At 54.4% G+C, this 13,285-nt stretch carries 11 protein-coding genes; 6 read left to right on the top strand and 5 right to left on the bottom strand.

The features are described from left to right. Positions 1 to 45 precede the first annotated feature (45 nt). On the bottom strand, positions 46 to 573 hold the full coding sequence (locus LOS79_RS16305; RefSeq protein ID WP_315421761.1) for a hypothetical protein: 528 nt from the start codon (positions 571 to 573) through the stop codon (positions 46 to 48). A 299-nt stretch (positions 574 to 872) separates the two neighbouring features. Between LOS79_RS16305 and LOS79_RS16300 the strand changes: the two genes are divergently transcribed. Next, a complete protein-coding gene (locus LOS79_RS16300; protein ID WP_315421759.1) occupies positions 873 to 2,273 on the top strand; it encodes a helix-turn-helix domain-containing protein in 1,401 nt (466 codons plus the stop codon). Between the two features lie 144 nt (positions 2,274 to 2,417). Here LOS79_RS16300 and LOS79_RS16295 read toward each other — a convergent pair whose 3' ends face one another. Beyond that, the gene (locus tag LOS79_RS16295) at positions 2,418 to 3,392 is read right to left on the bottom strand and encodes an aldo/keto reductase family protein (protein WP_315421756.1); all 975 of its coding nucleotides are present in this window, start codon (positions 3,390 to 3,392) and stop codon (positions 2,418 to 2,420) included. 221 nt (positions 3,393 to 3,613) lie between these two features. On the opposite strand from LOS79_RS16295, the gene LOS79_RS16290 reads away from it, so the two are divergent. Beyond that, complete coding sequence (locus tag LOS79_RS16290; RefSeq protein WP_315421753.1) at positions 3,614 to 4,282, top strand: SGNH/GDSL hydrolase family protein; 669 nt, start codon at positions 3,614 to 3,616, stop codon at positions 4,280 to 4,282. A 281-nt stretch (positions 4,283 to 4,563) separates the two neighbouring features. On the opposite strand, the gene LOS79_RS16285 is transcribed toward LOS79_RS16290, so the two are convergent. Beyond that, on the bottom strand, positions 4,564 to 5,433 hold the full coding sequence (locus LOS79_RS16285; protein WP_315422104.1) for an IS3 family transposase: 870 nt from the start codon (positions 5,431 to 5,433) through the stop codon (positions 4,564 to 4,566). Positions 5,434 to 5,444: 11 nt separating this feature from the next. Further along, entirely contained in the window at positions 5,445 to 5,759 is a 315-nt protein-coding gene (locus LOS79_RS16280; protein WP_315414133.1) for a transposase, read from the bottom strand. A 287-nt stretch (positions 5,760 to 6,046) separates the two neighbouring features. Between LOS79_RS16280 and LOS79_RS16275 the strand changes: the two genes are divergently transcribed. Genes LOS79_RS16275 through LOS79_RS16265 form a run of 3 tightly spaced genes read left to right on the top strand, consistent with a single transcriptional unit; the run spans position 6,047 to position 10,261 of the window. Further along, positions 6,047 to 7,807 carry a cache domain-containing sensor histidine kinase gene (locus tag LOS79_RS16275; RefSeq protein WP_315421750.1) on the top strand — a complete coding sequence of 587 codons (1,761 nt, stop codon included), beginning with the start codon at positions 6,047 to 6,049 and terminating at the stop codon, positions 7,805 to 7,807. Further along, positions 7,800 to 9,428 carry a response regulator gene (locus tag LOS79_RS16270; protein WP_315421747.1) on the top strand — a complete coding sequence of 543 codons (1,629 nt, stop codon included), beginning with the start codon at positions 7,800 to 7,802 and terminating at the stop codon, positions 9,426 to 9,428. The genes LOS79_RS16275 and LOS79_RS16270 overlap by 8 nt, the downstream gene beginning before the upstream one ends. A 2-nt stretch (positions 9,429 to 9,430) precedes the next feature. After that, positions 9,431 to 10,261 (top strand): helix-turn-helix domain-containing protein, encoded by an 831-nt coding sequence (locus tag LOS79_RS16265; RefSeq protein ID WP_315421745.1) that lies wholly within the window; start codon positions 9,431 to 9,433, stop codon positions 10,259 to 10,261. Between the two features lie 8 nt (positions 10,262 to 10,269). Here the strand turns inward: LOS79_RS16265 and LOS79_RS16260 are convergent, their stop codons facing one another. Further along, positions 10,270 to 11,787, bottom strand: a complete 1,518-nt coding sequence (locus LOS79_RS16260) for an FAD-dependent oxidoreductase (protein ID WP_315421743.1) — start codon at positions 11,785 to 11,787, stop codon at positions 10,270 to 10,272. 231 nt (positions 11,788 to 12,018) lie between these two features. Here LOS79_RS16260 and LOS79_RS16255 point away from each other — a divergent pair, with 231 nt between their 5' ends. Further along, on the top strand, positions 12,019 to 13,257 hold the full coding sequence (locus LOS79_RS16255) for a glycoside hydrolase family 130 protein (protein ID WP_315421740.1): 1,239 nt from the start codon (positions 12,019 to 12,021) through the stop codon (positions 13,255 to 13,257). Positions 13,258 to 13,285 lie beyond the last annotated feature (28 nt).

The raw sequence follows: 13,285 nt of genomic DNA, 5'->3' as shown, positions 1-13,285 counted from the left end.
TGGTTATGAAGGACATAAGGTATGAAGTTAAGAGCTGGTGCCTGCTCAGGGCGTATACTGCTGCACAATCGATACGATTTCGCCGTTTTGGATGGTAAGGTGGTAGGGAGACTGGCTCAGGTCAAACACATCAGTCTTGGCAAATTCATGGATGAACTGCTTCAGGGTGAGCGCTTCGTTCCAGCGGATATCAAGCTCCTCAAGGTTCCCGGTGTGGTCGTAGATTTGCATAGTGACTTTGGCATCAGGGGCTACAGGGTAAGCAGCCAGCGAATCGCTGTCATTCACAATATAGTAACCGTCCGGTGCCCCGCCGATCTCGGCTGCCGCTTCCGGCTCGCGCTCTGCAAAGACCGCATCGGCAGCAGCGCCCTCATACCATGCAATCTCATCCCCGGTAAGCGTGGTGTGGCCGTTCAGCGTTTCAAGAGCGTGTATGTAAACCGTGAGATGCGTGGTGCCTTCGCTGCTCTCTGCATTTGCAGTCTTCATAGTCGTGCTTGCCGTTGTCACAAGGGAGAGGAATAACAGGACCAGTAAAGGAAACAGATAGACATTTTTGTTCTTCAGCATTGTGTAATTTCCCCCTTGACATAAATTGACACGGCATAAGCCCTTACTCCTATATACCCTGCCGGATACTTCTCAAACGTGTGTGTACTCCTATAAACGAATATTTTCAGGAAATGTTGCAAAAAAGTTTGTGGCCGCCTCCAGCAGGAACTGAACTGGGGATATATAACATTTATTCCGCTTTTGTCAACCTGTTTTGAACCGTTCAAAGCTGATTGACCTCCCAGATTCAGGGACTTATGATATAGGAATATCTGGATTATTATTAGAATTTATGGATCTTGAGGGGCGGTATTGGTTTGCAACACAAGACTACAATTCAGGCCGAACTGGCTGCCTTCCTGAAAAGAGAGGGTAAGACGATCAATCAATTTGCGGGGATATCCGGCGTCAACTCCGGAACGCTCAGCAGCATTATTAACGGCAACCGTCCCATTGCCATGCAGCAGCTTGACCGGATCACCTCCGGAATGGGGCTCCCTGAAGGCGCCTTCTACGAGCTGTATATAGATGAATGTGTTGTTCATTCCACACCGGACTGGCGCCGCCTGGGGCCGTTCCTGCAACGGTGTGCCGAGCTGGACAAGCTGGAATGCATCCGGCAGGTCGTACAGATAATTATGGACAATATTACATATGCTCCGGTGCTCTTTGAGACTGCGGAGGAGTTCTACCGGCAAGGTAAATTACAAGCTGCTGCCCTATTATATGAAGGCGTGGCCGACAGTGAGAAGTATCAGCATTCGGAACGGCTGGCCTTGTGCCAGTACCGTCTGTTCACAATCAGAACGGGTTCAGATCCGGAGGCGGATTTCCGGGCGGCCACCCGGTTCGAATATTTCGTTGAACGGCTGGATGAGAGTGATCAATTAGATGCCCTGCAGGGGCTGGCGGAGATCTATCTTTCTTTGCAGCACTGGGATAAAATCCGGCTGCTGTCTGAGGAGCTGTACCATAAGGCGGCTATCCAATATGAGAATATGCAGCATGTGCCCAGAAGGCAGGAAGAACGGAAGAAGCCGCTCAGACCGCTGTGCTATTACATTTTGTATGCCCACTGGCTGCAGTCTGTGGTCTGTATAGAACAAGGTGAATATGAGCAGGCGCTGTATTATGTATCCCGTTATTCGGAGATGGGCTGGATTACGGAAGATTCAGCTGCAGTCCGCGAGATCCGGGAGCAGTTCGCTAGACGCGGAGAGATTGAAGCCTGTATGCTCCGTCTGTTGTGCGGAGGGCAGGAGCTGCTGCCCGCTTATGTGGAATATATCGGAACAGCCGAATTGGGGCTGCTTACCGGAATGCTCCGGCTGGTTGAAGCGGCTAACCGGTTCCGTTGGAGAATCGATGAGCTGCTTACCCGGTTCCAGCCGCAGCTGGAGCGCCTGCGGCTGGCCGGAGAGGAGCAGCAGCCGGTGTCAGCTGCAGCTGACACGGCGAAATATCCGGCCCTGCTCTATGAGCTGGCCTTATATTACTTCACTACTGACCGGCAGGAGCAGGGAGTGGCTTCATTATTTCACAGCCTGGAGGCAGCGGCAGTGCTGGAAACGGAAGACTCCGTACTCCGCTCCGTGCGCCTGTTCGAGGAATACCGCGGGGCTGCCTCAGCTGCTGATCAGGAATATTACAAGCAGCTGATCAACAGATTGCAGCGCTCCTATGCCGGCAGGCAGGCCAGAGCGGCAGGCAGGCTGTAAAGCAGAGCAGGCACAGGCCGTATGATTATGAGCTGGCCCTGTCTTCCGCATCACGACAAAGAGCACCGCTCCGAAAAATCCGGAGGGTGCTCTTTATTGTTGTGGTGCGCCCGGCAGGGGCAACAGCTGCAAGGCAGAAGCCTGCTATCTGGCCGGCGCGAAATCTGCAACCTCAACCAGGATGTCTTCGATAGCCTGCAGCACATCCGGCTGAAGCACCGTGTTGACGGCGAGGGCATTCTCTTCGACCTGCTCCGGTCTGCTGGCCCCGATCAGTGCGGAGCTCACTCCAGGCTGGCGGAGAATCCAGGCCAGCGCCAGCTGGGACAGCTTCAGCCCGAGCTCTCCGGCGATGCTGTCCAGCCGGGCAACAACATCCAGCACATCATCCCGCAGATAGCTGCGGATTACGCCGTTCACTGAATCATCGGCTCCGCGCGTACCGGCCGGCGGCTGTTGTCCAGGCTTGTATTTGCCTGTCAGTATGCCTTGCGCCAGCGGGGAGAAGACTACCTGTCCCAGTCCTTCTTGTGACGAGACCGCAAGCACTTCCTGCTCGATATACCGCTCGAACATGTTGTAGATCGGCTGGTTCGCGGCAAGCGGCCGCAGATTCAGCCTGCGGCTGATTCCGGCCGCCTGTGCGATCTGGGCTGCCGACCATTCACTGACCGCCGAATAGAGGATTTTCCCCTGTGCGGTCAGATCATCCAGCGCGCGCAGCGTTTCTTCCACAGGGGTCTCCGGGTCAAAGCGGTGACAGAAATACACATCGATGTAGTCCGTGCCCAGCCGCCGCAAGCTGGCTTCGCACTGCTCCATGATGTGTTTGCGGGACAGTCCGCGGTCGTTCACACCCTCGCCCATCGGGAAGAACACCTTGGTGCTGAGCACATAATCCGAACGCTTATAGGAGCGGAGGGCGGCTCCGATGGCTTTTTCGCCTTCACCGCGGTTATACGCATTGGCCGTATCAAAGAAGTTGATACCGCATTCAAAAGCCTTGGCGACACAGGCATCCGCCGCCTTCTGTTCTGCTGCCGTGCCGTAAGTAAGCCAGCTGCCGAGGCCGATTTCACTGACCTTCAGCCCCGTGTTCCCCAGTCTTCTGTATTTCATCTTCATCTCAGATCCTTCCGCAGAGTGATATTATGAATCGGGTTATATGTACAATAGCTGCAGTATTCAAAACTATAGTAGCATGTCTGCGCCGGGAAGAGTATGACCGGAGGTTTGATCTTTATAGCATAATGGTGACTTCCTGAAGCGGTAAGGGTATCGCGGAACGGCATTCTTGTTATAATAGATTCAGCCCATTTAAAAGCGGAAGGTGAGTTCTTATGTCCATATCATTATCCGGAAATAACAAGGTATTTCTGTTTCAGGGGGATTCCATTACCGACGGCAACCGTGACCGCGGGAACGATCTTAACCATATTCTCGGGCATGGCTATGCCTATATCATCGGCAGCAGGCTGGCTAACGAGCTGGCTGAGCAGCGGCCGGTATTCTACAACCGTGGTGTAAGCGGGGACAGAATCTCTGATCTCTACGCCCGCTGGAATGAGGATGTCCTCTATCTGCAGCCGGATGTGCTCAGTATTCTGGTTGGAGCCAACGATATCTGGAGAACGATGATGGGCGATCCGGGCGGCATCACGGACCGTTTCGAACGCGCTTACCGCCATGTGCTGGAGGAGACCCGCGAGAGGCTGCCGCAGGCCAAGCTTGTGCTGTGCGAGCCTTTCCTTATGAAGGTGGGGGCACCGGCGGAGAACTGGGCGGAATGGCAGAAGCTTCTGGAGCATTACCAGAGAATCGTCCGCAGCCTTGCGGAGGAATTCCATGCGGTGTTTGTGCCGCTTCAGGCCGCATTTGAGGCGGCTGCGCTGAGAACAGATGATGTCTACTGGGTCTGGGACGGTGTCCATCCGACGGCGGCCGGCCATGATCTGATTGCTGCACAGTGGCTGAGCGTCGTTATGCAGAGCGGGATACTGGAAGGTTAAGCAATAGAGCCTGTTTGAACCCGGGAGGTTTCCGGAATCAGACAGGCTTTTTGGCTGCTCATGAAGGTAATAGGGTTTGCAATGATCCTTAACGGACCTCACGGTCCTTATCCACCTGTTATCGGCCCGCTTAGCGGGGCTACGGACACCACGGCCCTTATCCGCCACTTTTCATGTGTATTCTCCGCTTTTCCAGCGAAATAACGGCGCTCAGGTCCGTTAGCCCGGCGCTCAGGCGCTTTTCTGTACTTCTGTCAATAGAGTGGACACGGAAAAACAGGTCATTTTGCAAGTTTTAGATTACGGTAGTATAGGGATTCGAAGCGATCCGGAGACAGGTATCCCAGTTTACTGTGGATTCGCTTCCGGTTGTAAAAGAACTCAATGTATTGAAACAGTTGGTGTTCAGCTTCTTTTTGCGTCTCAAACTTTCTGCGGTAAATGAGTTCCCGTTTCAGAATGCTGTGGAACGATTCAATGCAAGCATTGTCGTAGCAGTTTCCACGGCGGCTCATGCTACGAATCATATGGTACTCTTTCAGCTTTTTCCGGTAGTCTGCAGAGGCGTACTGGCTTCCCCGGTCTGAATGGTGGATCAGTCCCTTCCCCGGCTGCTGAGCCTCGTAGGCCCTCGCTAGCGCGCCAGATACCAGTTCCACTTTCATCCGGTTCCCTAGCTTCCAGCCTACAATCTTACGCGTAAATAAGTCTAATACGCTTGCCAAATAGACCGTGCCTTGGCGTGTTCGGATGTAGGTAATATCCGTTACCCATACCTGGTTCGGTTGGGTACACACATCAAAATGCTGGTTTAGCCAGTTGGGGGCAATCGGGAAATCATGGTTGGAATCCGTCGTCTGGACATTGAATTTTCTCATGGCTTCGGAACGGAACTTATGCGCCCGCATGAGTCGGCCTACGGTTTTTTCACCCACCGTAAACCCTTCTTCTTGCAGCTTTTTGGTGATTTTCGGACTGCCATAGATTTTATCGTTATCGTAAAAGTGGTACTCAATGCGCTTCACCAACTGCTCCTGTCGTTTCTTTCGGTCACTGGGAGGGGTCTTTCGCCATTTATAGTAGCCGCTGCGGGAGACGCCAAGTACGCTGCACATCTTCTCAATCCGGAACATGGAACGGTGTTCCTCAATAAACTGAAACCCTAGCTCCGGTCTTTGCTGAAGATGTGCATGGCTTTTTTTAAGATGGCGATCTCCTCTTCCAGATCCTTATTCTTTTGCTCGAGGTCCACAATCTGTTGTTCTTGGCTACGCAGCCGGCCACTGCCTACAAACGGTTCATCGGGGAACTGACGGTACGTGCTCATCCAACCTTTCAGTGTTCCTTTTGGAATATTGAGCTCGAGGGCAATCTCATCCATGGACTTCCGTTGTTCTTGGATGTACTTTACCGTTTCTTCTTTAAACTTTCGGTTATATCGCTTCCGTTCTGACACGGCGTTCACCTCTTCTGGCATTTATTCTATTATCCATGGGTTGGGTTTGCCGTGTCCACCTATTAGTCTACTTCATTCCGCAGGCTTAACGCCTCTCCGGTCCGTAACGCCAGGCCATTAATCAATAAACCGCTGCGCGGCTGTCCATTCTCTTGACAATGATTCCAGCTTGCGTGCGTTATCCCCCTGTACATGTACATACGGTAAAACCATTCCCGGCATACGGTAAGTTCACTATTTCTTGCGCCGCATATTGCGAGGCCGCAGCTCCGGGTGACATAATCGGGGAACAGGTATATATGGAAGGCGTGAAGGTATTGGACTATTTCCACAAGCAGTCATTCCGCAGCAAATTAAAAAACGCATTCATGGCCGTGATTGTCCTCTCTGTACTGATGACCGGGGGGCTGTCCTACTCCATCTCGGCGGCGATTCTGGAGAAGAATGCGTTGAAGCTTACCCAGGATACCGTCGTCAAATCAGCGCAGATTATCGATGAGAAGCTGAACAAGCTGATGCTGATTATGATGACCTTCATGATCAGCCAGCCTTTTCACGACATGATGAAGGACGTTGTCTCCGGCGACACGGGCAAATATTACACCCACCTGAATGATCTTGATAACGTTTTCTCACAGGCGCGTATTGCCGAGCCGCTGATTCACAGTATTTACGTGTCCACGCCGATCGGGGAGTTCTACCCTTCGTCGATGAACCGCAACCGGCTGACTGAGTTCAAGGATACTTTTTTATATCAGCGGATTGACAAGGAGAAGAAGAACCTGTGGGTTGAAGGGCATGAGGATATGCTGTTCTCCGGAAAGGATCGTGTCCTCTCGCTTATCCTGGAGCCTATCTTTGATACGCCGGTCAGCGGTGTCTATATCATTGTGAATATCCGTGAGGACGGCTTCCGCAAGCTGGTGAGCGGAGATACCGGCGGCGGGGCGCGCAGCTTCCTGCTGAACGCTGCCGGCCAGCCGGTGTATTCGCTCAAGGACCCGCTGGTCCGCCAGGCGGTGGAAGGCGGTAATCTGAACGGGATGATCAGCAGCAGCCAGGACCGCAGCAACACCTTTCTGCTGGGCGGGGAATCCTATCTGCTCAATTATGCCCACCTGGGGATCGCTGACTGGACGATGACCACGATTCAGTCCAAGGCGGGCGTGCTGAAGGATATGATCTATGTCAAATGGATGCTGGTGGCGGTGGCTCTTGCCGCTTTTACCGTTACGATGATGGTATCCGGCGCATTTACCCGCTATCTGCTCAGACCGCTGCAAGGGCTGATGAAGGTAATGAAAAGAGTTGAGAGCAATGATCTGAGCGCCAGGTTCGAGAGCAGCAGCGGAGACGAGCTGGCTCAGGTCGGTATGCGCTTCAACCGGATGCTGGAGCAGATTGTGGTGCTGATCGGGGAAGTTACCGAGGCGGAGGCGAACAAGCGGGCGGCGGAGATTAAGGCGCTGTCGGCGCAGATGGACCCCCATTTTCTGTACAATACTCTGAATACAATCTACTGGAAGCTTAAGCTCGGAAAAGTGGAGGAGTCGCAGCGGATGGTGGTGGCGCTGTCCCGGCTGTTTCAGCTGGGGCTGAATAAGGGCCGGGAAATCACCACCCTGTCGAAGGAACTGGAGCATGTGCGCCAGTATCTGGAGCTGCAGAGCAGCTGCTATGAGGGGCTGTTCCGGTATGATATTTATGTGGAGGACGAAGGGCTGAACCGGCTGCCGATTCCGCGGATTCTGCTTCAGCCGCTCGTGGAGAACAGTATACTGCATGGCTTCCGCGATCTGGAGCGCGGGGGAATCATTGAGATTGAGATTCTGGACGAGGGGGCATGCTGGCGCCTGATTGTCCGTGACAACGGGACCGGCATGGGGGAGGAGCAGGTCCGCACACTGTTCCGGCGGGAATCAGAGAACGGCTACGCCGTGTCGAATCTGCTCCGGAGGCTGCAGCTGTATTACGGGGACAGTGCGGAATTCCGGGTGGACAGCCGGCCGGGCGGGGGAACAGCGGTAATTATAGCCTTACCCAAAAGAGAGGAGCATCAGCATGGATGATAATGGTGTAATCAGCCTGTGCATTATTGACGATATCAAAAGCGTTGTCGAAGGCCTCACCAGCATGAATTGGGCGGAGCAGGGCATCCGCGTGGCGGGGGCGGCCGCCAACGGGGAGGAAGGGCTGGAGATGATCTCGGAGCTGCTTCCCGATCTGGTTATTACGGATATCCGGATGCCCCGGATGGACGGGCTGAGCATGCTGCGCGCCGTGCTGGAATGCCACCGCGGCTGCAAAGTGATTCTGATCAGCGGGTATGCTGATTTCGAATATGCGCAGCAGGCTGTACAGCTTGGCGCCTTCGACTTCGTCGTCAAGCCGTTTACAGAAGAGGATATTATGAAGGCGGTACTGCGGGCCAAAGCGGAGATTATGGAGGAACGCTCGAAGCTGTTTACGCTGCGGGAGATGGAGACAAGACTGCGGGAGAGCCTGCCGGTGCTGCGGCAGGAATACTTCGCACTGCTGGTCAGCCACCGCACGGCATGGGAGCAGGCGGCGGCACGCTGGGAATTCCTGAATATTGATCTGAATCCGCAGGGGTTTGTGGTGATGCTGATTGAGATTGATCATTTTCAGGAGCGGGCTGCCGAGCTGTCCATCCGGGAAGTGGAGCTGATCCGCTTCTCGCTGCTGAATATTACGCAGGAGACGATTGCCGAGCATACCCGGTGCGCTGTCTTCCGTGCCAGGCATAACCGCTACCTGGCGGTTATGAATGACTGCGGCCCGGTCAGTGCAGTCGAGATCGCAGAACGCTGCTGCCGGAACATTGAACGCTACACCAAGTTCACCGTCTCTGTAGGCGTAGGCGGGCGGGTTGCGGAGACCAGCGAGCTGCCAGATTCCTACCGGCAGGCCAACCGGGCGCTGTCCTATCATCTGTTCACGGAAGGCAATGCCGCCATCCGCTATGACGACATTATTCAGACCGGCAGCCAGGATCCGCTGTCCCTGGAATACAAGGATGAGCTGCTGCTGGCGCTGCGCTCCGGCAATGTCAGCCGGACGGGCATCCTTCTGTCGGCAATCTCCGAGACGCTGCAGAGCCTGGTCTCCCGGCAGAACCCGGATTATCTGCTCAGTCTGTACGATGAATTAGCTGCCTCCGCTATCCGTACCTTCTATGAACTGGTTCCGTACCAGGATATCCAGCCGCTGATCCAGAGGTTCCGCAGCATTCAGGGAACCGCCGGGCTGCAGCTGGCTTCGCTGCAGCGGCAGCTGCTGGAGCTGTGCACCGAGGGGGCCGGGCTGGTGCGCAAGAACAGCCTGTCTGAGGGGCAGAAGGTAATCTATGAAGCCATTGACTATATCAAGGGCCGCTTATCCGAAGATATAACCGTCGGTGAATGTGCCGCGCATGTCCACTTAAGCGCCAGCTATTTCTCCAGCCTGTTCAAGAAGGTGACCGGGGTAACGGTCACGCAGCACGTGACTGCAGAACGCATCCAGAAAGCCAAGCTGCTGCTGGTGGAAGGGGTGCAGGTACAGGAGGTGGCTTCTGCAGTAGGGTATGAGGAACGCAGATACTTCAGCGAGATGTTCAAGAAGATCACCGGCCAGACCCCGTCGGAGTTCAGGGCGGGCTACCACCCGGACCGCCGGGAGGAATTCTAGCTGTGGCAGACTCACATCCGCCCGGGTCCACTGTCATGTATGCCAATTATTATACACACACGAAGCCCCACTCCGTGAAGTACGAAGAGGGGCTGAATTTCTACCTGTTCCGGCTTCAGGCCGAAGGAACCTGCCGCGCGCTGGTGGACGGGAAATACGAGACCATCATCCCGGGGGATCTGCTCATTTATCCCAAGGGTCGGCCTTATGAATTAAACGTGCAGCCGCGGACCGCCCGGGATACGGGTGAGGTTCAGCCGGTCTCCGATTATTTCCTGATCGGCAGCGGGGAGTGGCTGGACTCCTGGTGGCAGGACAACAATCTGCCGGCCAAAACGAACATCGGCTTTGATGATACGGTCCTTACCTTATGGAAGCATATCGTCAGCGAGAAGAGTAAGATCATGGAGAACCAGGAGGGAGTCCTGGATTATCTCCTGAGAGCCTTTTGTCTGACGCTTGCGCAGGTAATCCGGATCGGGCAGCGCAGCAATGGTGCGGAAACTGCCTATAAGCTTAAGCAGTTCATAGACAGGCATGCCCATGAACCGCTTAGCCTGGAGCAGATCTCGGCCTCGGCCGGATTAAGTGTCTCCCGCTGCTCCTATCTGTTCAAAGCAGCCTTTGGCCAGTCGTTATTTGCCTACTGTATCGATGTCCGGCTTAAGCTTGCGCAGCAGCAGGTGCTCTACAGCAGCCTGACGCTTGAGCAGATTGCCGACAAATCGGGCTTCCAGAGCTACGCTCACTTCTGCCGGATGTTCCGCGAGCGGTTCGGGCATCCCCCGGGAGAATACCGGCGGCTGTTCGGCTTCCGGTTCAATCTCTGCTGATGCCGTTCTTAATTGTCTGTATATAAAATCTGCTTGGCTTGAACAAGCACGGTCTGCAGCTGCCCGTACTTCACATTCTGAACAATACCGTCCGCATCAAGAGCCAGCGCGGCAGCGGCGGCAGCCGACTGCCCCAGGATCATGAATACGGGCTCCATCCGGATGGAGCCGTAAGCGGCATGGCTGGCGGATACGCAGACCGGGACGAGCAGATTGGTGCATTCCGTCCGCTTCGGCACAATCGCCCGGTAGCTTATCGGATAAGGCGCCGCCAATCTCACATAGAAACCGCCCTCTGTGCTTACATGCCCGTCTTCATTCACGTAGTATTGGGTATGGTGCGAGTCCATAGCGAAGGAGCCCATCCCGATAGAGTCGGGCACCGGGTTGTCCAGCCGGACATCATGCTCTGTCACCACGTAATCACTGATCATCCGCCGGGATTCCCGGATATACAGCTGCGGGGTCCAGTGGCCGCTGCCAGTGAATTCATCAAGCGGCAGCCCCCACGGCCTGTAGATTGCCCGGATGTCCTCCGGCACCCGCGGATGGTTCTGGATGGTCCAGACGTAGCCTTGCTGATAGATACGGTGGGCTTCCCATATCTGTTCCCGTGTACGGTAATCCGCCTCTGCATAGCTGTGGTTCATACCGTTGTAATCCGTGGAAATACCGCTGTTATTATTGGAATCCGTCTTATCCGCACTGACCCGGTTGAGCTTGAAGAACCGTGAGCGCTGCCCCTGCTCAACCGCCCGGAACAGGATTTCATAATCGGCTTCGTTGTAGCCTTCCGGCTTAGCAATCTCCATGCGGTTGTCCGGATTGTCCGTCAGGCACATACGGAAATTATACGCCTGAAGCTTGTTGTCCCCGTCGCCGGTGCCGCCGCCGCGTCCGGGATTGACGCGCGGGAGCAGGCCGCTCGAAGGGTCCCCTTTTATGACATACGGGTCAATGCCTGCGGGAAGCTCATTCAGCTCGCTGCCGGGCTGAATCCCGTTTAAGGTCTCCCCGTACATGGAGTTCGGCTCCCGGCCGACCGTATAGGACACGCCCGCTTTGCCTAACAGATCGCCTTCATAGGTTGCGTCGATAAACATCCTGGCTCTATAGACGGTCCCCGATTCCATGCGGATCGCGGTAATTCTTGAGCCTTCCCGGGTCACCCCGTCCTTCAGTTCAAGTCTTTCCCCGCAGACAACCTCGAGCTTATACTCCCGGACTAAGTCCTGCATCGCTTCAAGCGCAATATGAGGCTCGAACAGCCAGCAGGCGCCGTCCTGGCCATATTTCCGCGCTACCCGCCGGTAGAACTCCAGGGATAAGCCGCCAACCGCCTCCTTCATTCCCACATCTGTATCCCCCAGGCCTCCAGTGGTCAGTCCGCCGATCCGCGTGCCCGGCTCAATCACCACTGCGCTTTTACCCAATATTGCTGCTTGGACTGCTGCTGCAATCCCTGCGGCCGTGCCCCCGTAAATGACGATATCATACAGCTTTTCCTGATTCGTATCCTGATTCATAGGACTCCTCCTTAAGCATGCTTCTGCCTGCAGATATGAGTATAAACTGCCTGCCCTGCCGCCGAGAATGATCGATCTTCCTTTTTTATTTGACGGATCTTACTGTTTTTGAATTAAGCCGTTTTTACGGGAAAAGGCTTTTGAAATCGGGGGTTGCGTATGATAAGGTGGGTTTTGTCAAAAAAAACGGGATAACCAATCCCTTACTCTAGTGTGCAAACAGGAGGAACTATGAAACCACAATTTCGTTATTTAGACAAACCGGCGCTTGAACCTGTACCAGGCTGTGACTGGGCGGACAAAATGGTGCTGAATCCGGCGATAATTAAAGATCCGGAGTCGGAAGAGATTCATATGCTGTTCCGGGCAACGGGTCCATGGCCGCAAAAAAGAAGGGAAGGCTGTCATGATCCTTATCCGATTTTTTTAGGCTATGCCATTAGCAGAGATAAGGGAGAAACATGGGAGGCGGATTTCTCAAGACCGGCCTTGGCGCCTGCACTGGGCTATGAGGAGCACGAGTTGTACATTACGGATATCAACGGAAATAAAGTGCGGAACTATGCCAACGGCTGTGTGGAAGACCCGCGGATCTTTTATATCGGGGAGGAGTTATACTTAACGGTTGCCTGCCGGCCGTTTCCTCCGGGCCCCTACTGGCTGAGCAGCCAGCAGCCTCCGGTGCAGACGCGGTTTGAATATGTTCCGGATTGGATATTTACAGGCCATGATACAGATCCTTTTATTCAGGCGGCCCGGGCCAATGATACGGTAAGTGTACTCTATAGGCTGAACTTGGCAGAGCTGAAGCAAGGGAACTATGAGAACGCTTTCTGCTATGTGGGACCGTTAACTGAAGGGCATGTCAGCGATAACCGCGACGTATTCCTATTCCCTGAGCAGATGAGGATTGGCGGCACCAGGCAATATCTGATGCTGCACCGTCCGATGAACGTTCTTCCTTTTGCAGACGGAGACAAAATCAATAAACCTTCCATTTATTTAGCTGCAGCGGAATCCTTAGAAGATTTTGCCTCGCCCAATGCGGTACACCGGCTGCTGGCTTACCCGGTCTTTCACTGGGAGGAGAACCGTGTCGGGGCAAGCTGGCCGCCGCTGCCGCTCGGAAATCAGGAATGGCTGGTAGCTTATCACGCCAAGAAGGATATTCATTTTGGCTATACGCAGTCCTTCATGATTCTCAAAGAGCAGGAGAACGATTTCCCGGCCGTCATTCACCGTTGCTCCGAGCGTCTGATGTTTGCCGAGCGGGATTGGGAGATGCCGGAGGATTATCCTACGCCTTGCCTCTTTACAACCGGAGGAATTGTTGTGGGGGAAGATTTAATTATGTCCTATGGCGCGGCGGATCAGAAGGTGGGGATTTCCTGGGTTAATTATGGAGAGTTATTGAGCTACATACGACAATATGACAAGAACGGGCACTTGACCGGAGACAGCAGACCATAGAATTCTGTCCCTCGAGAGTGAGTCTGCC

It is taken from the genome of Paenibacillus sp. MMS20-IR301 (assembly GCF_032302195.1).
Lineage (GTDB): Bacteria > Bacillota > Bacilli > Paenibacillales > Paenibacillaceae > Paenibacillus_AQ.
Note: the sequence above shows the minus strand (reverse complement) of the source record. Positions and strands in the feature narration are given on the sequence as shown.